Raw genomic sequence first — 22452 nt, forward strand, 5'->3', positions numbered from 1 at the left:
GCGGACCTGCCGGCGCTGCGCCCGCCCGAGCTGGCCGGCGCGCTGCTCGCGGCGCAGAACGGCCGAGGTGGGGTACGCCGGTTCGTGCCGGACGCCCCCGGCAGCGGCACGGTGCTGCTCGCCGCCCCGCCGGGTGTGCCGCTGGATCCTCGCTTCGGGGTGGGCTCGGCGGTCGCGCACGCGGCGAGCGGGGCGTTGCCCCTGACCGGCGACTGGCCCAGCCTGCGCCGGGACGTGGACACCGCCGCGGACCTGGCCGCCGCCGCCCGGCTCGGACTGGGGCCGCGCACCGCCGCGCTCGTCACCGCCGCCAGCCGGCCGGCCCGCTCCGCGGGGTGACCCCCCGGGTGTACGGTGCCAGCATGCAGGGCACGGTGGCCAGTTATGACGCGGCAACACGCAGCGGTGTCCTGCTGCTCGACGACGGCACCGAGATGCGCTTCCCCGCGCGTGCCTTCGATGCCTCCGGGCTGCGGCTACTCCGGCTGGGCCAGCGGGTCCGCATCGACACGGATCCCGACGGAGAGGTCGTCCGGGTGACATTGCCGACGATGATCTGAGCCGGCGAGCCCAAGTTCATTTTGCGTTTACCGTAATCGGGTGATTATGAGCGGGTGAGCACCCCTCGCGAGCAACCGGCCCACCCGCCCGCCACCGATCTCCGCAACGGCTCCCGCGCGCGCGGCACCGACGGCCGATTCCGCCCGTCCCGCGCCGAACGGGCCGGCGCCGCCCGCGCCGACACCCTCGCCGACGACCCGGCTGCCGCCTCCTCCGGGCTGGACGAGGTCCTGGATCCCGGGCCGACCATCGGGGCGACCGGCCCGACCGCCGGGGGCGTCCACCAGGTCCTGCCGGACGACCTGCCGACCGGCGCCGACGACGACGAGGACGCCGCGCCGCCGACGCCACTGCCGGAGGACCGGTTCCTCAACCGGGAGCTCTCCTGGCTCGACTTCAACGCCCGCGTGCTCACCCTGGCCGAGGACCAGCGCACCCCACTGCTGGAACGGGCCAAGTTCCTGGCGATCTTCGCCAGCAACCTGGACGAGTTCTACATGGTGCGGATCGCCGGGCTGAAGCGGCGGCTCTCCGCCGGCCTGCCGGTGCGCGGCGGCGACCGGCTGCCCCTGCGTACCCAGTTGGAGCTGATCGCCGAGCGCACCGCGGCGCTGGGTGCCCGCCACGCCGCCTGCTTCGTCGACGACGTGCTGCCCAAGCTGGCCGACGAGGGCATCCGCATCCTGCGCTGGGGCGAGCTGGGCGACCCGGAGCGCGAACGCCTGCGCACCTACTTCCGGGAGCACATCTTCCCGGTGCTGACCCCGCTCGCGGTGGACCCGGCGCACCCGTTCCCGTACATCTCGGGGCGCTCGCTGAACCTGGCGGTGGCGGTCCGCGACCCGAACGGCGGTTCCGAGCTGTTCGCGCGGGTGAAGGTGCCCAACAACGTGCCCCGCTTCGTCCGGGTCGACCGGGGCCAGCCGGGCGTACGGATGCTGCCCCTGGAAGACCTGATCTCGGTGCACCTGGGGCAGTTGTTCAGTGGTATGCAGGTGGTCGAGTGCCACCTGTTCCGGGTCACCCGCAACGCCGAGGTGGAGGTCGACGAGGACCGCGACGAGGATCTGCTCCAGGCCCTGGAACGGGAGCTGGCCCGGCGGCGGTTCGGCCCGCCGGTGCGTCTGGAGGTGGCCGCGTCCATCTCCGACCACGTGCTGGAGCTGCTCGTACGCGAATTGGACATGGACGACCAGGACGTACTTCGGGTGCCCGGCCTGCTGGACCTGTCCGCGCTGTGGCAGGTCTACGGGGAGGCCGACCGACCGGACCTCAAGGACCCGCCGTTCGTGCCCTCCACCCACCCCCGGCTCGCCGAGGGCGAGGTGCCGCGCAGCGTCTTCTCCACCCTGCGCGACGGGGACATCCTGGTGCACCACCCGTACCACTCGTTCGCCACCAGCGTGCAGCGCTTCATCGAGCAGGCCGCCGCCGACCCGAACGTGCTGGCCATCAAGCAGACCCTCTACCGCACCAGCGGGGACTCCCCCATCGTCGACGCGTTGGTCGACGCGGCCGCCGCCGGCAAGCAGGTGGTGGTGCTGGTGGAGGTGAAGGCCCGCTTCGACGAGGTGGCCAACATCGGCTGGGCCCGCACGCTGGAACGCGCCGGGTGCCACGTGGTGTACGGCCTGGTCGGCCTGAAGACGCACTGCAAGACCGCGCTGGTGGTGCGTCAGGAGGGCAACCAGATCCGCCGTTACTGCCACATCGGCACGGGCAACTACCACCCCAAGACCGCCCGACTGTACGAGGACTTCGGCATGCTCACCGCCGACCCGGAGATCGGCGCGGACCTCACCGACCTGTTCAACGTCCTCACCGGCTACAGCCGGCAGACCGCCTACCGGCGGTTGCTGGTCGCCCCACAGGGCATCCGCACCGGCCTCATCGAGCGGATCGAGCGGGAGATCTCGCACGTCCGACTGGGTATGCCCGGCCTGGTCCAGTTCAAGGTCAATTCCCTGGTCGACGAGGGGGTGACCGACGCGCTGTACCGGGCCTCCCAGGCCGGCGTCCACGTCGACCTGCTCATCCGGGGCATGTGCACGCTGCGTCCCGGGGTGCCCGGGCTGTCGGACAACATCCGCGTCCGCTCGATCCTCGGTCGTTTCCTGGAGCACTCGCGGGTCTTCCGGTTCGGCAACAACGGCGAGGCCGAGTTCTGGATGGGGTCGGCCGACCTGATGCACCGCAACCTGGACCGTCGGGTGGAGGCGCTGGTGCAGGTGACCGACCCGATCGCCCGAGCCGAGCTGGACCACGTGCTGGCGGCCGCGATGAGTCCCGACGTGGACGCGTTCGAGCTGGCCGGCGACGGCAGCTGGACCCGGCGGACCAGCGACGACGACAACGCCCGGGCGCACCTACAGGAACTGCTGTTGCGCCGCGTCGGTGGCACGGCCGGCTGACCGATCACCGCATAGGCTGAGCTGATGGTCGAGGAGGAGCAGAAGTACGAGGTGGACGACACCTATGTGCTGCCGGACCTGGCCGCCACGGCCCCGGCCGGGGGTCGGGTCCGGGCGCTGCCGGCGGTGACGCTGGTCGCCCGCTATCTCGACACCGTCGACCTTCGGCTGGCTCGCGCCGGCGCCTCCCTGCGTCACCGCCGGGGCGACGAGCTGCCCTGGACGGTGAAACTGCCGACCGGGACGCCGGGCGTCCGGCACGAGATCTCCCGTCCAGGGCCGAAGGGGCAGCCACCACCGGAGCTGGTGGAGCTGGTCACCGTCCTGCACCGGGGGGCACCGCTGGCCCCGGTGACGGTGGTGCGGACGGTCCGGCACGCGTACGAGGTGTGCGACAAGGCCGGCACCGTGCTGGCCGAGGTGGTGGACGACCGGGTGACCGTGCTGGACGATTCCGGCGCCACCACCGACACGTTCCGCGAGGTGGAGGCGGAGCGCAAGGCCGGCGACCGCGAGCTGCTCGACCGGATCGGCGCGGTGCTGCGCGAGGCTGGCGCCCGGGGCGGGTCGTTCACCCCGAAGCACGTACGGGCTCTGGGCGCGACGGCGCAGGCCGATCCGGACCTGGTCGCGCCGGCCGGGCTGACCGACGGGGCGAGTGCGGGCGACGTGGTGACCGAAGCGGTCCGCAAGGAGATCCGCCGGCTGCTGGCGCACGACCCACTGGTCCGGCTGCGGGCCCCGGCCGCCAGTGGGGACACTGCCGTGCACCAGATGCGGGTCGCCTGTCGACGCCTACGCAGTGACCTGCGCACCTTCAAGCCGCTGCTCCGCAAGACCTGGTCCCGCCCGCTGCGGGACGAGCTGCGCTGGCTGGCCGGTGTTCTCGGCGCGGCCCGCGATGCCGAGGTGCTGCGCGCACGGCTGCGCCGCACCGCCGACGCCGACCCGCTCAGCCCACTCGATCCGGGGGCGGTGGACCGACTGGACGAGGTGCTCGCCGAACGGCAGCGGACGGCGCACGCCGCCATCGACGAGGCGCTGCGCTCCGCGCGTTACCTGGCTCTGGTGGATTCGCTGGTGCTGGCCGCCCGCGCGCCCCGGCTCACCCGCCGGGCGGCGGCACCCGCGGGCGAGGCGCTGCCCGCGCTGGTGGCCCGGCCCTGGTCGCGGCTGAGCGGGCCGGACGGGGTCGACGGGCTCGACCCGGAGTCACCGGACGACCGTTGGCACGCCGTTCGCAAGGAGGCCAAGCAGGCCCGCTACGCGGTCAACGCGGTGGCACCGACGGTCAGCAAGGGTGCGCGCCGACTGTCCCGCGCCCTGGCCCGGGTGCAGGACGTCCTCGGCGAGCACCAGGACGCGGCAGTGGCAGCGGACACCTGGCTGGAGATCGCCGCCGAGCGGCCGGACGACCACGAGCTGGCGGTCACCGCCGGGCGGCTCGCCGAGCGGGAACGCGGGTCCGTACGCCGGATGCGGGGCCTCCTCCCGGCCGCCTGGCATCGGGCGACCCGGCGACGGCGGACCAGTTGGCTGCCGTGATCGGCATCCGGGCGGCGGGCGGGGTGGCCTGGCGGCCGACCCCCGACGGCGTACGCGTCTGTGTGGTGCACCGCCCCCGTTACGGCGACTGGACTCTGCCGAAGGGCAAACTGGAGCCGGGTGAACACGCGCTGGCGGCGGCGGTCCGCGAGGTGGCGGAGGAGTCCGACGTACGGGGCGTGCCGCAGGTCCGGCTGCCGTCGGTGCGCTACCGCAGCGAGGGGCAGGCCAAGCTGGTCGACTACTGGTCGATGCTCGCGGTGGCCAGCGGCGGTTTCCAACCGGACACCGAGGTGGACGACATGCGTTGGCTCGCGGTGGACGACGCGATCCGGTTGGTCAGCTACCCCCACGACGCCGAGGTCCTGGCGGCGTTCGCCGCGCTGCCGCCGGTGACCGCGACGGTCGCGCTGGTGCGGCACGCGCACGCCGGCAAGCGGGCCACCTGGTCCGGCCCGGACGTCGGGCGACCCCTGGACGCGGAGGGGTGGGCCCAGGCGAGCGCGCTGGCCGACCTGGTCGCCCTGATCCGGCCGTCCCGGCTGGTGTCGGCGTCACCGCGACGGTGCGTGCAGACACTGGATCCGGCGGCGGCGCTGCTCGACCTGCCGATCGAAATCTGCGGCGACCTGGACGAGCCCCAGCCCGGCCAGCAGAGCGACGAGCAGATCCTGGCCACCGCCGCCCGGCTGCTGGAGTTGGCCACCGCCGGTGGGCAGGTGGCGGTGTGCAGTCAGGGCAAGGTGCTGCCGGGCGCGCTGGAGCACCTCACCGGCCGCACCGACGAGGACTTCACCACGCCCAAGGGCGGTGGTTGGCTGCTCGCGTTCACCGCCGACCGGCTGCTGGCCGCCGACCGCCTGTAGGGCCCGGCTTCGCACCGGCCCGGCTTCGCACGGGCCCAGTGCTGTCAGCGGGGCGGCAGGGTCAGGGTCACCGCGACCGGCAGGTGGTCGCTGGCCGTGCTGCGGGGCGCCACCGGGTTGCTGGGTGCCAGGCCGGGCGAGACGAAGATGTGGTCGATCTGTTGGCGCGGGTCGTCCGCCGGGCTGGTCGCCAGCGGTCGGGCGGCCGCGAACGCGTCGGCGAGGCCCGCGTCGGTGAACTCCGCGTACGCCTCGTCGCCGGGCTCGGTGTTCAGGTCGCCCGCGACAACCAGGGGTCGGCCGGCCGCGTACCGGGTGGCGAAGTCCGCGACCGCGCGGGCCTGCACCACCGGGCCCTGCCCGGGTGGCGGTTGCAGGTGGGTGCTGACCACGGCGGTACGGACACCGTCACCCAGGTCCAGTGTGACGGCGAGAGCCTGCGCCCCGGTGGGCGCACCGACGGCCGGTAGCGGCAGGCTACGCGGGTCGCGCATCGGCCAACGGCTGAGCACCGCGTCACCCCAGACCGGGTCGGCGGCCGGCCCGAAGACGTACGGCATACCGAGGCGGCCGGCCAGCAGGTCCAGGGTGTCGTGCCCACCGTTGAGCAGCCAGGCGCGGTCCACCTCGCTGAGCAGCACCACGTCGGGCCGTTGCCGGTCGACGACCTCGGTGAGCCCGGGCAGGTCGAACCGACCGTCCAGCCCGAAACCCATCCGGATGTTGTACGCCACCACGGTCAGCCGCTCCGGCGGGCCCTCCCGGTTGCTGGCCACCGGGACCTCGTCGGCGAGCACCGGCGCAAGCAGGGCCAGCGCGGTGACCGCGGCGGCGGCCCGGAGCGGCGGAAACGGCCCGGGCAGCCGGTGTGCGACGGGACGCGCGGCGAACGCGACGACGGCGACCAGCGCGGCCACCACCACGGGCACCGCCGCGTTGGGGTAACCGAGGTCGTAGGCGGAGTAGTAGCCGATCGCTCCCAGCGCGAAGACGACCATGCCGGCGGCCACCGCGTACCCCCGGCGGGCCCCCGTGCCGCCGGCGCTGCCGGTGACGCTCTCCGGGCCGCTGGTGACGCTCTCCGGGCCGCTGGTGACGCTCTCCGGGCCGCTGGCGACGTCGGCGAGGGCCAGGCAGGCACCGAGCCCGACGGCGGCCAGCAGGACGGCCGGGAGGAGCAGGTCACCCCGGTCGAGAGCGAACAGCACCGCGCCGGCCAGCAGCGCCACCGGCCCGTACGCACGGCCCCACCCTCGCGGCGGCCGGGTCAACGCGGTGCACAGGAACCCGGCGACGGCCACCGGCACCGGCGCCAGGCCGAACAGCGGCGAACGAGCCACACCGTCCCCGGCCACCAGGTACGACATCCCGGTCCGGGCCAGCGCCGGGGAGAGCGCGACCATTCCGGCCAGCAGCAGCGCCGGCCCGGCCAGCAGCCAGGCCCACGCGCCACCGGCACGCGTGCCGGCCTCGGCAGGGGTGCCGGGCTGCGCCGTGCCGAGCACGAACAGCACCACCGCGACGGAGCTGAGCAGCCAGGCCAACCAGTCGCCCCGCCACACCAGGTCGACGGTGTCCAACACCGCGTGCAGGGCCGCGTTGACCGCGAGACCCAACGCCAGCCCCGGAACCGGTCGGTCGATGCCGGCGGCGACGCCGACCAGCCAGACCAGTCCGGCGAGCAGCCCAGCGGTGGCCAACCAGAGCTGCGTACGCCCGCCGGGTGTCGCGGTGAGCGCGAGCCGGGCGGCGGCCAGCAGAACGGCGGCGGCGACCGTGACCGGGCGGGCGCCGATCCGGCGGACCACCGCGGGCGCGCCCAGCGCTAGCACGAACCAGCCGAGGGCGAACGCGCCCATCAGCTCGGCCGGCGTGGACGCCGCCTGGCCGAAGATGGTGATGATGCCGGGCAACCAGACCCGCAGCACGTCGATGAGCAGGAGGACGCCCAGCGCGAGCGTCCCGGTGGTGAGCTGGCGGTAGCGCACCGGCGCCCCATTTCGCGTCGACGGGCCGGCGGAGGGGGACCGGCACGGCGATTCTGCGCGAGCGAGGCGAGCGGGTCAACGGCCCCCGTACGCCGAAAGGGCGCCCACCCACGGGTGGACGCCCTTTCGGGGCAGGTCGGTCAGCGCTTGCTGGCCGCCTTCTTGGCCGGAGCCTTCTTCGCCGGCGCCTTCTTGGCCGCCGCGCTCTTGCTCGCCGCCGTGGTGGTCTTCTTCGCCGCGGTCGACTTGGTCACCGCGGTGGTCTTCTTCGCCGCCGCGGTGGTCTTCTTGCCGGCGGCCGTCTTGGTCGCCGTGGTGGTCTTGCTCGCCTTGGCCGGGGCGGTCTTCTTGCTGGCGACCGTCTTGGTCGCCGTGGTGGTCTTGCTCGCCTTGGCCGGGGCAGTCTTTTTACTGGCGGCCGTCTTGGCCGCGGTTGCCTTGGTGCCCGCCGCCTTCGTGCCGGCTGCCTTGGTGCCAGCCGCCTTCGTACCGGCTGCCTTGGTGCCGGCGGCCTTGGCCGTGGCGGTGCTGGCGGCGGCCTTCTTCGTCGCCACCGTGGCCTTCGGCACCTTGCCGCTGGCCACCATCTCCTTGAACCCGGCGCCGGCGCGGAAGGTCGGGACTGACGTCTTCTTGACCTTCACCGCCTCGCCGGTACGAGGGTTGCGCGCTGTTCGCGCGCCACGCACACGCTTTTCGAATGCTCCGAATCCGGTGATCGCCACCTTCTCGCCCTTGGTGACTGCCGCCTGGACCTCGGTGAGGACCGCGTCGAGCGCGGCCGTCGCCATCTTCCGGTCCCCCAGGCGAACAGCGAGCGCCTCGATGAGCTCGGCCTTGTTCACGACTTCCTCCCGATTGTGCAACTGACTCGACGCGAGCCATTCTGCGCGCACGGTATGCCCTGTGCTGCCGAGACACAAACATTCGGTAGAAAAAAGCCCTTGTGTCGTAACGGATTCACCCCCACCGGTTGGACCGATGGGGGTGGAATTCGCTGTGTGAGCGGGCGTACGGCTATGCCACGGAGGGCAGGAACGGCAGTCGGCGCGCCTCGTAGGAGTCGATGTCGGCGGCGTGCCGAAGGGTGAGTCCAATGTCGTCCAGGCCCTCCAGCAGCCGCCAACGGCTGAAGTCGTCCAGCGGGAACGACCAGCTGGCGTCCCCCGCCCGGAGCTGGCGGGCGGTCAGGTCGACGGTCACCGGAGTGGTCGGATCCGACTCGACCAGATCCCACAACTCTTCGACGGCTTTCAATTCCAACTCGACCGGCAACAGACCTTCCTTGAGGGCGTTGCCACGGAAGATGTCGCCGAAGCGGGGGGACACCACCGCGCGGAAGCCCCAGTCCCGCAGTGCCCACACGGCGTGCTCGCGGGAGGAGCCGGTGCCGAACTCCGGACCGGCGATGAGGATCGACGCCCCGGAATAGCTGTCATCGTTGAGCACGAATGCCGGGTCTTCCCGCCACGCGTTGAACAGCCCGTCGGCGAAACCCGTCCGGGTCACCCGCTTGAGGTACACGGCGGGGATGATCTGGTCGGTGTCCACGTTGGACCGACGCAGCGGCACGGCGGTGCCGGTGTGGGTGGTGAACTTGTCCATCTCCTCGGTCCCTTCTACAGGTCGGCGGGGGCGGCCAGCCGACCGACCACGGCGGTGGCGGCGGCAACCGGCGGGGAGACCAGGTGGGTACGCCCACCCCGGCCCTGACGGCCCTCGAAGTTGCGGTTCGAGGTGGACGCGGAGCGCTCGCCCGGCTTCAGCGTGTCGGGGTTCATCCCCAGACACATGGAGCAGCCGGCGAACCGCCACTCGGCCCCGGCGTCGGTGAAGACCTTGTCCAGCCCCTCGACCTCGGCGGCCTCCCGCACAGCGGCGGAACCGGGCACCACGAGCATCCGGACGCCGTCGGCGACCTGGTGCCCCCGCAGCACGTCGGCGGCGGCCCGCAGGTCCTCCAGACGACCGTTGGTGCAGGAGCCCACGAAGACCACGTCGATGGGCAGCTCCCGCAGTGGGGTGCCGGGACGCAGGTCCATGTACTCCAGGGCGCGGCGCGCGGCGGCACGCTCCGAGTCGGTGGTGAACTCCTCCGGGTCCGGCACCGGCGCGCTCAGCGGCGCCCCCTGGCCGGGGTTGGTGCCCCAGGTGACGAACGGGGTGACCCGGCTGGCGTCCAGGGTCACCTCGGCGTCGAAGCGCGCGCCCTCGTCGGTGGGCAGCGTCCGCCACCACGCCAGCGCCGCGTCCCAGTCGGCGCCCTGCGGCGCGTTCGGCCGACCCTTGAGGTACGCGAAGGTGGTCTCGTCCGGCGCGATCATGCCGGCCTTGGCGCCCCACTCGATGGACATGTTGGCGATGGTCATCCGCCCCTCCATGGAGAGGGCCTGGATCGCCTCGCCGCGGTACTCGACGATGTGCCCGCGCCCACCGCCGGTGCCGACCTGGGTGATCAGCGCCAGCACCAGGTCCTTGGCGGTGACACCGGGCGCGAGGCGGCCGGTGACGTTCACGGCCATCGTCTTCGGCCGGCTCTGCGGCAGCGTCTGGGTGGCCAGCACGTGCTCCACCTCGCTGGTGCCGATGCCGAAGGCGAGCGCGCCGAACGCGCCGTGGGTGGCGGTGTGCGAGTCACCGCAGACGATCGTCATGCCCGGCTGGGTGACACCGAGCTGCGGGCCGATCACGTGCACGATGCCCTGGTTGTCGTCACCGAGCGGGTGCAGCCGCAACCCGAACTCGGCGCAGTTGCGGCGCAACGTCTCGATCTGCGTACGCGACGTGGGGTCCTCGATGGTGAGCAGGTCACCGCGGCGGAGGCGGAACGCAGGGTCGGCGTACCCGGTCGGGGTGTTGTGGTCCTCGGTCGCGAGGGTCAGGTCGGTACGACGCACCCGGCGCCCGGCGAGCCGCAGCCCGTCGAACGCCTGCGGGCTGGTCACCTCGTGCAGGAGGTGCAGGTCGATGAAGAGCAGGTCCGGCTCACCAGCGGCGGACCGTACGACGTGCGTGTCCCAGACCTTCTCGGCCAGGGTCCTCGGCTCAGGAGTGACTCCCACCATCTGGACATCCTAAATTCTGGGAGGTAAGTTTCGGCTTGTGGGACACAGTATGAGCGGTGTCGGCGTTCTCGACAAGGCGGTGGTCATCCTGGCCGCCTGCGTAGACGGCGCCAGCCTGGCCGAACTCGTTGAACGCACCAAGCTGCCCCGAGCCACCGCACACCGGCTGGCACAGGCCCTGGAGATTCACCGGATGCTGGTGCGCGACACACAGGGGAGGTGGCGTCCCGGCCCTCGGCTGGGTGAGCTGGCCAACGCCGCGCCAGACGTTCTGCTCACGGCCGCCGAGCCCTTGCTGGCCGCGCTGCGCGACGCCACCGGTGAGAGCGCACAGCTCTACCTGCGCCGCGCCGACGAGCGGATCTGCGTGGCGGCGGCGGAGCGCGCCAGCGGCCTGCGGGACACCGTTCCGGTCGGCTCGGTGCTGCCGATGACGGCCGGCTCCGCGGCCCAGATTCTGCTCGCCTGGGAGCCACCGGAGGCGGTGATGCCGTTGCTGCCGCGCAGCAAGTTCACCGGCAGGACACTGGCCGAGGTACGCCGTCGTGGCTGGGCGCAGAGTGTCGCCGAGCGGGAGGCCGGTGTGGCGAGCGTCTCCGCCCCGATCCGTGACCGCACCGGCCGCGTGATCGCCTCGGTGAGCATCTCCGGCCCGATAGAGCGCCTGGGCCGCCGCCCCGGCGAACGCCACGCCATGGCAGTGGTGAGAGCCGGCCAACGCCTCTCCGGCCTCTAACCCCACCCCCACCCCCACCCCTGCCCCTGCCCCTGCCCCTGCCCCTGGCCCACCCCACTCCCCCGGTGATCAAGAGGTTTGCGTCACGACACGCCGAAAGCGGTGACGCAAAGCTCTTGATCACCGAGGCGGAGGTGGGGGAAGGGGGGCGGGCCGGGGGCGGGCGGGTGGGTACGGGAAAAGCCCGTCCTGCCAGAGGCGGGACGGGCTTTCGGTGTTGTAGCCCCGACCGGATTCGAACCGGCGCTACCGCCTTGAGAGGGCGGCGTCCTGGGCCACTAGACGACGGGGCCAGAACTTTTCCGTTCACCGCCCTCGCGGGCGGCACGGCTGTAGTCTAGCGGCACTGTGGCGTCGGCATGATCGCGGGGTGCGGCGCGCAGCGGGCCGGCGCAGACAACCGCAGCGGGCCGGCGCAGACAACCAACGGGCCGGCGCGGACAAGCGAAACAGCCCGCCTCACCAGGTGAGACGGGCTGTGCACAATGTAGCCCCGACCGGATTCGAACCGGCGCTACCGCCTTGAGAGGGCGGCGTCCTGGGCCACTAGACGACGGGGCCAGAACTAGCTCTTGCTCCCCCACCCATGCGGGCGGAGGAGCTGCACTCTACCAGAGACCACTCTCCGCCCCCGGAGGGGCGGAGTCGAACTCCGTCAGAATCCAGCGTCTGGAACTCTCGCGAATTCCAGCAGCGCTGGGGTACCAGGACTCGAACCTAGACTAACTGAACCAGAATCAGTCGGGCTGCCAATTACCCCATACCCCATTGGCACCTTGCGGTGCCGGGAGTGAACTTTACCCTCCCGGTGCGGACTGGCCAAATCCGATCCCCCCGAACCCCTCGTGAGCTGCGAAAACAGGGGTATCCGACGGGTCAGGCGACGGGAACCACCGGGTTGGTGAGCTCGCCGATCCCCTCGATCCGCACGGTGACCGTATCCCCCTCGACGAGCGGGCTAACCCCGGCCGGAGTGCCGGTCAGAACCACATCTCCGGGCAGCAGAGTCATGACGTGCGAGATGTACGACACCAGACCCACCACGTCGAAGACCATGTCCTTGGTCCGGCCGAGCTGGCGTACCTCCATCTCCTCCGGGTTGCGACCCACCTCACAGCGGATCTCCACGTCGGAGACGTCCAGACCGGTGGTGATCCACGGCCCGATCGGGCAGAACGAGTCGAAGCCCTTGGCCCGGGTCCACTGCCCGTCCGAGCGCTGGAGGTCCCGCGCGGTGACGTCGTTGGCGCAGGTGTAGCCGAAGATGGCGCGTTCGGCGGCGGCCCGGTCGGCGCGGCGCGCTCCCGGGGCCCCGATCACGACCGCCAGCTCGGCCTCGTGCTCGACCTGCTTGGAGAAGATCGGCAGTCGGATGGCGTCGCGGGGGCCGATCACCGAGGTGGACGGCTTGAGGAAGAGCAACGGCTCCTTGGGCACGTCGTTGCCGAGCTCGGCGGCGTGGTCGGCGTAGTTGCGGCCGACACACACGACCTTGCTGGGCAGGATCGGCGAGAGCAGCCGAACGTCGGAAAGGGCCCAACGGGCCCCACTGAAGGAGAGTTGGCCGAACGGGTGGCCCTCGATCTCGGCGATGGTCAGGCCCTGCGGCCCGGCCTCCGGTTCGCCTTCGACGGCACCGAACGACATTCCCTTGGCATGGGCAAAACGAGCGATACGCACCCGGCCAATCTAGCCCCGCCGACACCCCCACCGGCCAGGACCGGCCGTGAGGTGTGCCCAACCCGTCAGCGCGGCACCCTATCGGAGCAGGAGGTGACCGGGGCGGTCTTCCCGACTTCGTACCCGCACGGAGCCGATCCGCCCCTACCGTCGGCTCCGGAGGTTCGTTCGTATGCCTGCATCGACACGACACCACAGAGCCCTCGCAGTGTTCGTACACTGCCTCGGCATCCTCGCCGCCGTGCCGGCCCTGCCGGCGGTGGCCCCGGAGGCGGCGGCCACGCCACGACCACCGGCCGCCACGCCACAACCAACGACCGCGACGCCACGATCACCGGCCGCGGCGCCACCGGTCGTCGCGACGCCACGACCGAACGCCGCAGGGCCACCGGCGCGGACCGCCGGCCCGACCGTCACGCAACCACCGGTCGCGGTGGTCGCGTGGCTGACCGAGCCCACCCCGCCCTCGGCGCCACCGGCGGTGGCGCCACCGACCCGGGCACCGGCGTCGGCACCCCCACAACAGGTGACGGTGGCCGTCGCACCGGAGAGCAGCCCGGCACCGAGGTACCGGATCCAGGTGCGCAACGTGGGCAACGCGCCGGTGGACACCACGGTGCGCCAGGAGCTGCCGGCCGGCTCGTCGCCGACCGCGATCAGCGCCGGCGGCCGGTCCACCAGAGCCGGCGGGTCCAGCACGGAGGTGACCTGGCGGTTGCGGCTGCCGGCGCACAGCAGCACCACGCTGGGCACCGCGCTCGCCGCGACCGCGCCGGGCCAGCCACTGACCGCGCCGGCCTGCGCGTTCACCAGTGACGGCAGTCGGCCGTACGACTGCGCGACGGCCACCTGGAAGGCGGCGGGAGCCCCGGCGGCCGAGGTCACCGAGGCGCCGCCCTGGCGGCGGTACCCGGTGCTGCTGGCCGGCCTGGCCGCCCTGCTGTTGATCAGCGCCGCGCTGGTGTGGGTGTGGCGACGTCGGCGCGGGCGTCGGGTGACGGCTGCCGCCCTGGCCACCGGCGACGGGCCGGACGGTGATCGCGGGACGGTCTATCCGCGTCCGGCAGCCCCGAGACCGTCGAGGCGTCGGCGTACCCCACCGGTCTGGTTGTTGGTGGGTGCCGCCGTCGTGGTGCTGGCCGGCGTCGTCGGCACCGCCGGCTGGACGGCGACCCGGCAGGTCTCGGAGATCGACACGCAGAAGCAGCCGACCAGCGGCGCGTGGATGGGCACCGGGGTCACCGGAGGAGTGGGTGTGCCGCTGCGGGAGTCGGCGTTCGAGTTCACCGTGTACCGGATGTCCTGTGGCGCGCCGGGCTCGGCCGGCAAGACCGGCGGCGGTGGCGCGGCACCGGCCAACGGCCGACGCTGCCAGGCCACCGTGGGGGTGCGCAACGTCACCGGCGACCACCAGCCCTGGCACGGTCAGCTGCAACGGGCGTACCTGCCCGGCGGGCGCTGGGTGAGCACCGACGAGCCGGCCACCCGGGCGGCCAACCTGGGTCGGGACATCTTCGCCGACCCGATGGCGGCGGGCACCCGGATGGTGCTCCCGCTGGTCTTCACCGTCGACGGGCGGGACCCGCCCCAGCAGCTGGAGCTGCGCAGCGGGGTGTTCTCCGCCGGCGTCCGGGTGCACATGCCCTGACCGGTGTGCGGGCGGCGGTCGTACCCTGGGGTGCGTGACCGCCGCCCTCGCCCCCGCCGTGCTCGACGTGGCGCAGTGGCAGGCCCGCCGACGGGCCCACGAGGAACGCGTGGACGTCTGGCTGACGCCGCACCTGGCCCGCCGACGGCGTGGTGAACGACACCCGGTGGCCGACTTCCTGTTCACCTACTACTCGCACCGCCCGGCCCAGCTCCGTCGCTGGCACCCCGGGGCCGGGGTCGAGCTGCGCGACGCCGACCCGGCCGAGTTCGGCCGGGACTACCGCGCCAGCACCGCCGGGGTCACCCTCGACACCGAGGCGGTACGCGCGCGGCGCGGGGAGTCGATCGCCTGGATCCGCTCCCTGTTGGCGGCCACCGCCGGGCGGGCGCCGCACTTCGGCTGCTTCGGGATGCACGAGTGGGCGATGGTCTACCGGCAGACCCGTGAGGAGCTGCGGCACAACGCCTGGCCGTTGCGGCTGACCCCGGAGCGGACCGCCGCGGTCGTCGAGGAGCGCGGCGTACGGTGCAGCCACTTCGACGCGTTCCGGTTCTTCACGCCGCCGGCTCGACCGTTGAACCTGCTCAGCCCGACGCGGGAGACACAGCACGCACTCGAACAGCCGGGCTGCCTGCACGCCAACATGGATCTGTACAAGTGGGCGTACAAGCTCTCGCCGCTGGTCCCCGCGGAGCTGGTGGCCGACGCGTTCGAGCTGGCCCGGGACATCCGCACACTGGACATGCGGGCCAGCCCGTACGACCTGGCCGCACTCGGCTACCCGCCGGTGCGGGTCGAGACCCCGGACGGCCGTGCGGAGTACGCGACGGCGCAACGCGCGTTCGCCGAGCGGGCAGCGGTGCTTCGCGACCGGCTGCTCGCCGCCGTCCCGGCCTGACCCGGGGCGGGCCGGTCAGTCGTCGTCGGTGCGGCGGTCGCGTTTGCGCTGGGACTGGCGCTTCTTCTCGGCCAGCCGGCGTTCCTTGGCCCCGCGTGACGGGCGGGTCGCTCGGCGAGCCGGTGGTGGGGGTGCGGCGGCCTCGCGCAGCAGCGCGGTCATCCGTTCGCGGGCCGCCTCCCGGTTGGCCAACTGGGCCCGGTGCTCACTGGCGGCGATCGTCAGCACCCCGTCGACCAGGCGGTTGGCCAGCCGGTCCAGGGCACGCGACCGCAGCCACTCGGGCACGGCCGGCGAGTTGGCCAGGTCGTAGCTCAGCTCGACCCGGGAGTCGGCGGTGTTCACCCCCTGCCCACCCGGCCCGGACGAGCGGGAGAAGCGCTCCCGCAGCTCCCCGGCGGGGACGACCCACCGGTCGGTCACCCGCAGTCCGTCGTCCACGCCCCGAGGCTAACCCGCGACGACCCGCTGGGGGTCATCGGTGCGGACGCTCACTCTCTGTCGGGGCCTGGCTGGGCGCAGGCCCGGCGGTCTCCTCGTCGGCGCCGACCGCCGCGTACGCCACCGCGCCGAAGAGCAACAGCGCGATCACCCCGGCCTTCACGACGACCCCGCGGACGAGTGTCCAGGCGCCTCGGCGGGCACCCGGCACCGATTTCTTGACGGTCTGGTAATCGTTCCACCCGCGTCGCGCCCGGGCGTACGCCGACCCCACTGCACATCCGATGACCAGGCCCACCAGCAGGAGGACCGCGAGAAGAGGACGCTCCACCTCCGCCAGTATCCATACCGACCGTCATATTTCCATGGCCCGATGCCGTGCCGCCGGATATCTGACAGTGATGGCCCCCGTCAGGGCGTTCGGGCAGCTCAGCCACCCTTGCCGATGATCGTGTCGGCGGTCTGCTGGACCTGGTCGATCGGAATGGCGAACCCGATACCGATCGATCCGTTTCCGTCGATGGTGGCGATGGCGGTGTTCACACCCACCACCTCCCCGCGGGCGTTGACGAGGGGCCCACCGGAGTTGCCGGGGTTGATGGAGGCGTCGGTCTGCACCGCACTGTGCTGGTTGTTGCCCAGCCGCACCTGGCGGTCCAGCGCGCTGACGATGCCCGCGGTGACCGTCCCGGCCAGACCGAGCGGCGAACCGACGGCGAGGACCGGCTCACCGACCCGGGTCGCTCCCGGCTTGGCCAGGGGCAACGGGGTGAGCCCGGCCGATGCCGGCACCTTCAGCACGGCCAGGTCGCTGCGCGGCTCCCGTCCGATCACCTCGGCGGCGAACCGGCGGCCGTCGGGCAGCTCCACGGTCACCGGCCCACCACCGCCCTTGGCCAGGATGTGGTCGTTGGTGATGAGGTGCTGCTGGTCGTCGACGGCGAAGCCCGAACCGGTCGCGGACCCGCTGGTCGTGGACCCTCCGGTCGCGCCGCCGCCGGCCAACACCGACACCACCCCCGGTACGGTCCGCTCCGCCGCCGTGACCAGCTCGGCCGGCACCGGGGCGGCGGACGCCGCAGCCGGGCCCCCAGCCCCGTCCCGGCTGGCCACCACGCCACCGGCGAGAGCACCGGACACGGCGGAGACAGCCACCACGCCCAGCACGGCCAGCAGCCGCCCGGACCGTCGCCCGCCCGGTTCCCGCTCGGGCGGGTCCCACCACCCGCGCCCGTCCGGGTCGAGTTCCGGTGAGATGAACCAGGGACCGCGCGGTTCGCCCAGTCCGGTCTGCACTGCCATGCGTACTCCTCACGGTCGACGTCGGTCCTGCGTTGCGCGGCGATCAGGGCAGCCGGGAGAACCAGCGCATCGATCCGGCGGCGGCGCCCATCGCGAACACCAGTCCGAGGCCGATGAACCGGGCCGAGACGTCCTGCCGCTCGGTGCGGTAGCCGACCGAGCTGCCGATGTCGTCGTAGACGGCGCGCAGCTCGTCTTTGGTGCTGGCCTCGTGGAACATCCCGCCGGTCTCCTCGGCGACCGCCTTGAGCGTCTGCCCGTCCACCGGCACCTGGATGGGCCGTCCTCCGCGGTCCACGAATCCGGACGGTGTGCCGAACGAGATGGCGTGCACCGGCACCTCCGCCGTCACCGCCTCCGCCGCCGCCTCCATCGGGTCCATCCCGGAGGTGTTGGCGCCGTCGGAGAGCAGGATGATCCGGGCCGGCGGCGTCTCCTTCGCGGCCTCGCTGTCCAGGCTCTTGACCGCGCCGAGCGAGGTGTTGATGGCCTCGCCGATCGCGGTGCCCTGCACCCCGGTGATTCCCTCGGCGAGCCGGTCGATCCCCTCGTCGAGGGCGTCCCGGTCGGTGCCCGGCGGCACGAGCACGGCCGCGCTGCCCGCGAAGGCGACGAGCCCCACGTTGAACTCGTCGGGCAGGCCCTCGACGAAGCGCCGAGCGGCCTGCTTCGCGGCGGCCAACCGGTCCGGTTCCACGTCGGTGGCGAGCATCGACGTGGACACGTCCACCGCCACCATCACCGTGGCGCGTTCCCGGGGCACCCGGACCTCGGCACTGGGTCGGGCGAACCCGACCACGAGCAGCGCCAGCATGGCCAGGAAGAGCCCGGCCGGTACGTGCCGGCGCCAGGCGGGCCGCTCCGGCGCCACCCGGTCCAGCAACCGCAGGTTGGTGAAGCGGACCGCGTAACGGCTGCGTCGGCGCTGCACCACGAGATACGCGACGACCAGGGCGAGCACACCGAGCAGCAGCCAGAGTCGCAGCGGCGACTGCCAGATCACGCGACACCTCCCCGTCGGTGGCCGGCCGGCGCGGCGGCCAGCCGACGTTGGGCGTGGACGTGCCGGACGATGTCCGCGCTCCAGTCCCCGTCGGTGCGCAACGGCAGGTGGGTGACCCCACTGCGGCGCAACGCCTGGTGGACCTGGTCGCGTTGGGCGGCGGCGGCCTCGGCGTACCGCTCGCGCAACCGTCGGTCCGATGTGCACACCTCACGGCAGCGGCCCGTCTCCGGGTCCATCAGCGTGATCAGGCCGACGTCGGGCAGCTCCAGCTCACGTGGGTCGGCCACCTCGATCGCCAGCACCTGGTGCCGGCCGGTCAGCCGGCGCAGCATCCGTTCCCAGGGCGCCTGCTGGCCGGCGTCGTCGGGCAGCCCGTCGAGGAAGTCGGACACCACGACGACCAGACCCCGCCGGTTGGCGATCCGGTGCAGGGCGTCGAGTCCGTCGGCCAGATCCGGCGGCCGCGGCTGTCCCCCGGCCACCGACCCGGGTGCGGTGGCACGCGGGGCGGCGAGCAGCGCGCGGAGCAGAGCAAGCAGATGGGTACGCCCGGCGCGGGCGGGGAAACGGCGCACCCCGTCCGCCCTCAGCACCTGGGCGCCGAGGCGGTTGCCGACGCCCGCCGTCAGGAACCCGACCGCCGCGACGGCGGCCACCGCCAACTCCCGCTTGTCCAGCTCGGCGGTGCCGAACTCCATGCTGGCGCTGCCGTCGACCAACAGCCAGGTGGTCAGCTCACGGTCGGCGTCGACCTGCCGGACGTGTGGAACGGCGGTACGGGCCGTCACCGCCCAGTCCATCCGGCGTACCTCGTCCTCGCCCGGTCGGTACTCGCGGCTGCCGGCGGGTTCACTGCCCGGTCCGGGCAGCAGACCGCGGTACTGGCCGTGCAGCAGGCCGTTCAGGCGGCGCGTGACGGTCAGCTCCAGGCGGCGTAACCGCTGGTCGGGGGCCAGCTCGGCCAGACCGGGGTCGGCTGGCACGGCGGCGCGTGCCACCTGCGCGCGTCTCATGCCGCCGCCAGATCCGGCGCCTGCTGTGGGTGCCCGCTGGCCAGCCGGGGCGGTGGTACCGCCTCGACCAGCCGACGCACCAGGCTCTCGGCCGACACCCCGTCGGCCACCGCGTCGAAGGAGAGCACCAGCCGGTGGGCGAGGACGTCGACGGCGAGTTCGCGGACGTCCTCGGGCAGCACGTACTCCCGTCCGCGCAACAGGGCCTGCGCCCGGGCCGCCGCGACCAGGCCCAGGGTGGCCCGCGGGCTGGCCCCGTACGCCAGCAGTGGGGCGATCTCCGGCAGCCCGAACCGGCCCGGGTCCCGGGTGGCGAGGATCAGCCGCACCACGTACTCGGCCAGCGCGTGGTGGACGAAGATCCGCTCGGCGTGGAGCTGGAGGTCCCGCAGCCGTTGCGCGTCGAGCACCCGGCGTGGGGTGGGCCGGTCGGTGCTCATCCGGTAGAGGATGGCCAGTTCGTCGGCGTCGCTGGGGTAGTCGACCACCACCTTCATCAGGAACCGGTCGCGCTGCGCCTCCGGGAGCTGGTAGACCCCCTCGGACTCGATCGGGTTCTGGGTGGCCAGCACCAGGAACGGTTCCGGGACGGGCCAGCTCCGCCCGCCGATCGAGACCTGCCGTTCGGCCATCGCCTCCAGCAGCGCCGACTGGACCTTTGCCGGGGCTCGGTTGATCTCGTCGGCCAGCACCAGATTGGCCATGATCGGGCCCAGCTCGATGTCGAAGGTCTCCTTGGAGGCCCGGTAGATCCGGGTGCCGACGATGTCGGAGGGGACCAGGTCCGGAGTGAACTGGATCCGCGAGAAGGTGCCGCCGACCACTGTGGCGAGGGTCTGGGCGGCCAGTGTCTTGGCTACGCCGGGCACCCCCTCCAGGAGGCAGTGCCCGTTGGCGACCAGTGCGGTGAGCAGGCGTTCGACGAGGCGATCCTGCCCGACGATCACGCGTTTGACCTCGAAGAGGGTCTGTTCCAGCTCGGCGCCCGTCGGCTCGGGATCGACCGAGCTGGGCATGCTGGCCAGGGTGTCCGAGATGTCCGTCACGGTGCTTGCTTCCCTGGCACGTGCCGGGCAAACGTCGGATTGTGCGGCCCGGACCGGCCCGGGGTGGCCCGAACAGGGATGAGCCGCGCGAAAGGGTGAAGACCGGCATGAGGCACCCGGAGAGGACCGATTACCTAGGTATCACGTAAAAACGGGCCGCCCACCTGTTCACGACAGCCGACGTGCCGGATCAGACCCCAGTCGGGCTGTTTCGGGGCTGGGACCTGCGGGCCGGCCGCGGACATGGTGCGGCCCCCGCGCAGCAGGCGCGGGGGCCGGACCTCGATGTCGGTCAGGGAGTGTGGGTGAGCAGGGTGAAGCCCAGGTTGGCCGGCGTCCCGGCCGAGTTGCGGGTCTGGACGAAGACCGCGTTGGGCGTCAGCAGCCGCGGGGCGACTGAGACCTCGCCACCCGGCGGGATGCAGCAGGAGCCCGACAGGGAGAGGGTGGCCAGGAAGGCACCGGCCGAGACGGTGTGACCGAAGATCACCTCGTACTCCCCGACGCCGTACTTGACCACGGTGCCGGTGCCGCGCGCCTTGGTGCCGTTGGAGTTGACGACCGTGAAGGCGTTGGTGGCCACCAGCGTGGTGGCGGCACCCGCCTTCAGCGCGGACTTCGCGATGCGGGCCGACTCGGCGCTGACCGGCGGCTGGGAGTTCGTGCCGCGGGCCGCCGGCTGGGCGGCCTCCTGCGGCGCCTTCGCCGACGGCTGGGCGACGGCGATGCCGCCACCAGCCAGGCTGAGCGCCAGGACGGCGAACGTGATCGCCGCCGCCTTACGTCGGAAAGATGTGCTCATGACAGGTCCCCCTTGTGTGACCGTGCGAATTCGGCCGACCCGCAGGGCGGGACGGATGACTGCCCATAAATAGGCGGCACGACGACGACAGGGCGGGGGCAAGTTGCTTATCCTGCACCCAGCGAGGTTGATTTCTCAACGATCTAAAACCCATCTGAGCTGGTATTACTACTCAGAGTTGCGTCGTTTAAGCCAGATGGAACGTAGCACCGAAAAAAGCCGATAGTCAATAGTTGATCTCACTTTGTCGAGCTGTCAATCAGCCGTCAGGGAATTGTGAAAGATGAGCGCATCACCATTCACGAAATTGCTTCGGGGCTCTGAACTAGGATCATCGCCATGATCGTCGACGCTCCGCCAACGCCCCCACCCGCGCCCGCGCCGGGTTCGCACCGAAGCGCTCGGGTCGGCACGGCGGTCTGCTGGTTGGCGGTCGCCCCGACAGCCCTCTGGGCCACCCTCCGGCTGATCGGCCTGGACCGGGGGCCGCTGGTGCAGGCGCTCGCCTTCACGCCGTACGTCGCCGGCTTCAGCGTGCTGGCCCTCGCCCTCGCACTCGCCCTGCGGCGCTGGTGGCCGGCGGCCCTCGCGGCAGTGGCGGCGGTGGCGCTGCTCGGTGCCGTGGCACCCCGGGCGCTGGCCTCCGCGCAGCCGACGGTGGCCGGGCCGACCGTCCGGCTGCTCACCGCCAACCTGCTCGCCGGCGCCGGCGACGCGGAGACACTGGTCGAGCTGGTCCGACGGTACGAGGTGGACGTACTCACCGTGCAGGAGTTCACCCCGGACGCGCAGGCGGCCCTGGACCGACTCGGCCTCGACCGGCTGCTGCCGCACCGGCAACTCAACCCGGAGATCGGCACACCCGGCTCCGGGCTCTACTCGCGGTGGCCGCTCACCGACGTCGGCGTCCGGCGCAACCTCGACGGCTGGGGCTTCACCCAGGCGTACGGCACGGTGGCCGTCCCCGGCGCGCCCCCGGTCCGCGTGGAGTCGGCCCACCCCTCGGCGCCGTACGCGGTGGATCAGGTGGGCGCCTGGCGTGCCGACCTGACAGCTCAGCCGCCGGCCACCCCGGACGGCGGCCTGCAGATCCTCGCCGGGGACTTCAACGCCACCCTCGACCACAGTCCCCTGCGGGCCCTGCTGAACACCGGTTACGTCGACGCCGCCGACGCCACCGGGGAGGGCCTGACCGGCACCTGGGGCCCGTACGACGGTGACCTCATCCCACCGGTCACCATCGACCACGTGCTCGTCGACCGGCGCATCGCGGTCCGATCGGTGAAGGTGCTCGCCCTGCCCGGCAGCGACCACCGCCCCGTCCTGGCCACCGTCACCCTCCCCATCCCCTAGCCCCGCCCGCGACTGCCGCCCGCCACCCCAACCTGAGCCCAGCCCCAGCCCCAGCCCAGCCCCAGCCCCAGCCCCAGCCCCAGCCCCA

20 protein-coding genes, 3 tRNA genes and 1 pseudogene are annotated in these 22452 nt (G+C 72.6%); 9 read left to right on the plus strand and 15 right to left on the minus strand.

Annotated elements, in window-relative coordinates; all coding sequences use genetic code 11:
- The 5 genes and pseudogenes from LADH09A_RS20320 to LADH09A_RS20340 form a co-directional block, all read left to right on the plus strand.
- Positions 1–339 (plus strand): annotated as a pseudogene (locus tag LADH09A_RS20320) (2-phospho-L-lactate guanylyltransferase); the annotation flags it as partial.
- Between the two features lie 23 nt (positions 340–362).
- On the plus strand, positions 363–560 hold the full coding sequence (locus LADH09A_RS20325; RefSeq protein ID WP_030335323.1) for a cold-shock protein: 198 nt from the start codon (positions 363–365) through the stop codon (positions 558–560).
- Between the two features lie 54 nt (positions 561–614).
- The gene (locus LADH09A_RS20330; RefSeq protein WP_238647066.1) at positions 615–2972 is read left to right on the plus strand and encodes an RNA degradosome polyphosphate kinase; all 2358 of its coding nucleotides are present in this window, start codon (positions 615–617) and stop codon (positions 2970–2972) included.
- Between the two features lie 24 nt (positions 2973–2996).
- Entirely contained in the window at positions 2997–4517 is a 1521-nt protein-coding gene (locus tag LADH09A_RS20335; protein WP_238647067.1) for a CYTH and CHAD domain-containing protein, read from the plus strand.
- Positions 4505–5383 carry an NUDIX hydrolase gene (locus LADH09A_RS20340; RefSeq protein WP_238647068.1) on the plus strand — a complete coding sequence of 293 codons (879 nt, stop codon included), beginning with the start codon at positions 4505–4507 and terminating at the stop codon, positions 5381–5383. Before LADH09A_RS20335 ends, LADH09A_RS20340 begins: the two co-directional genes overlap by 13 nt.
- A gap of 44 nt (positions 5384–5427) precedes the next feature.
- On the opposite strand, the gene LADH09A_RS20345 is transcribed toward LADH09A_RS20340, so the two are convergent.
- From LADH09A_RS20345 to leuC, 4 genes are all read right to left on the minus strand, one after another.
- Positions 5428–7371, minus strand: coding sequence for an endonuclease/exonuclease/phosphatase family protein (locus tag LADH09A_RS20345; protein ID WP_238647069.1), 1944 nt, complete (start codon positions 7369–7371; stop codon positions 5428–5430).
- Positions 7372–7511: 140 nt separating this feature from the next.
- Positions 7512–8216, minus strand: a complete 705-nt coding sequence (locus LADH09A_RS20350) for an HU family DNA-binding protein (RefSeq protein ID WP_238647070.1) — start codon at positions 8214–8216, stop codon at positions 7512–7514.
- 172 nt (positions 8217–8388) lie between these two features.
- Positions 8389–8976 (minus strand): 3-isopropylmalate dehydratase small subunit, encoded by a 588-nt coding sequence (leuD, locus tag LADH09A_RS20355; protein ID WP_238647071.1) that lies wholly within the window; start codon positions 8974–8976, stop codon positions 8389–8391.
- A 14-nt stretch (positions 8977–8990) separates the two neighbouring features.
- Complete coding sequence (leuC, locus tag LADH09A_RS20360) at positions 8991–10436, minus strand: 3-isopropylmalate dehydratase large subunit (RefSeq protein ID WP_238647072.1); 1446 nt, start codon at positions 10434–10436, stop codon at positions 8991–8993.
- 49 nt (positions 10437–10485) lie between these two features.
- On the opposite strand from leuC, the gene LADH09A_RS20365 reads away from it, so the two are divergent.
- Positions 10486–11172, plus strand: coding sequence for an IclR family transcriptional regulator (locus tag LADH09A_RS20365; protein WP_007456408.1), 687 nt, complete (start codon positions 10486–10488; stop codon positions 11170–11172).
- 220 nt (positions 11173–11392) lie between these two features.
- Here the strand turns inward: LADH09A_RS20365 and LADH09A_RS20370 are convergent.
- The 4 genes from LADH09A_RS20370 to LADH09A_RS20385 all read right to left on the minus strand — a co-directional run bounded on the left by LADH09A_RS20370 (position 11393) and on the right by LADH09A_RS20385 (position 12852).
- Positions 11393–11465: transfer RNA gene (locus LADH09A_RS20370), tRNA-Glu, on the minus strand.
- Between the two features lie 195 nt (positions 11466–11660).
- Positions 11661–11733 (minus strand) — tRNA-Glu (locus LADH09A_RS20375).
- 135 nt (positions 11734–11868) lie between these two features.
- Positions 11869–11940 (minus strand) — tRNA-Gln (locus LADH09A_RS20380).
- A 108-nt stretch (positions 11941–12048) separates the two neighbouring features.
- Positions 12049–12852, minus strand: a complete 804-nt coding sequence (locus LADH09A_RS20385; protein WP_238647073.1) for a fumarylacetoacetate hydrolase family protein — start codon at positions 12850–12852, stop codon at positions 12049–12051.
- Between the two features lie 172 nt (positions 12853–13024).
- On the opposite strand from LADH09A_RS20385, the gene LADH09A_RS20390 reads away from it, so the two are divergent.
- Together LADH09A_RS20390 and LADH09A_RS20395 are read left to right on the plus strand one after the other, a co-directional pair.
- Positions 13025–14500 carry a hypothetical protein gene (locus tag LADH09A_RS20390; RefSeq protein WP_238647074.1) on the plus strand — a complete coding sequence of 492 codons (1476 nt, stop codon included), beginning with the start codon at positions 13025–13027 and terminating at the stop codon, positions 14498–14500.
- Between the two features lie 34 nt (positions 14501–14534).
- On the plus strand, positions 14535–15401 hold the full coding sequence (locus LADH09A_RS20395; protein WP_238647075.1) for a 3-methyladenine DNA glycosylase: 867 nt from the start codon (positions 14535–14537) through the stop codon (positions 15399–15401).
- Positions 15402–15416: 15 nt separating this feature from the next.
- Here LADH09A_RS20395 and arfB read toward each other — a convergent pair whose 3' ends face one another.
- From arfB to LADH09A_RS20430, 7 genes are all read right to left on the minus strand, one after another.
- Positions 15417–15842, minus strand: coding sequence for an alternative ribosome rescue aminoacyl-tRNA hydrolase ArfB (gene arfB, locus LADH09A_RS20400; protein WP_238647076.1), 426 nt, complete (start codon positions 15840–15842; stop codon positions 15417–15419).
- A gap of 34 nt (positions 15843–15876) precedes the next feature.
- Positions 15877–16173 carry a hypothetical protein gene (locus LADH09A_RS20405; RefSeq protein ID WP_238647077.1) on the minus strand — a complete coding sequence of 99 codons (297 nt, stop codon included), beginning with the start codon at positions 16171–16173 and terminating at the stop codon, positions 15877–15879.
- Between the two features lie 98 nt (positions 16174–16271).
- Entirely contained in the window at positions 16272–17144 is an 873-nt protein-coding gene (locus tag LADH09A_RS20410; RefSeq protein ID WP_238647078.1) for a S1C family serine protease, read from the minus strand.
- A 43-nt stretch (positions 17145–17187) separates the two neighbouring features.
- On the minus strand, positions 17188–18147 hold the full coding sequence (locus LADH09A_RS20415) for a VWA domain-containing protein (RefSeq protein WP_238647079.1): 960 nt from the start codon (positions 18145–18147) through the stop codon (positions 17188–17190).
- On the minus strand, positions 18144–19133 hold the full coding sequence (locus LADH09A_RS20420) for a DUF58 domain-containing protein (RefSeq protein WP_238647153.1): 990 nt from the start codon (positions 19131–19133) through the stop codon (positions 18144–18146). The genes LADH09A_RS20415 and LADH09A_RS20420 overlap by 4 nt, the downstream gene beginning before the upstream one ends.
- Before the next feature lie 26 nt (positions 19134–19159).
- Positions 19160–20209, minus strand: coding sequence for an AAA family ATPase (locus LADH09A_RS20425; RefSeq protein WP_238647080.1), 1050 nt, complete (start codon positions 20207–20209; stop codon positions 19160–19162).
- Positions 20210–20501: 292 nt separating this feature from the next.
- Positions 20502–21011: a hypothetical protein gene (locus tag LADH09A_RS20430; protein ID WP_238647081.1), complete on the minus strand. Its 510-nt coding sequence runs from the start codon at positions 21009–21011 to the stop codon at positions 20502–20504.
- 339 nt (positions 21012–21350) lie between these two features.
- Here LADH09A_RS20430 and LADH09A_RS20435 point away from each other — a divergent pair, with 339 nt between their 5' ends.
- Complete coding sequence (locus LADH09A_RS20435; protein WP_238647082.1) at positions 21351–22364, plus strand: endonuclease/exonuclease/phosphatase family protein; 1014 nt, start codon at positions 21351–21353, stop codon at positions 22362–22364.
- Positions 22365–22452: the final 88 nt, after the last annotated feature.

Source organism: Micromonospora cabrerizensis, from assembly GCF_022230955.1.
Lineage (GTDB): Bacteria > Actinomycetota > Actinomycetes > Mycobacteriales > Micromonosporaceae > Micromonospora > Micromonospora cabrerizensis.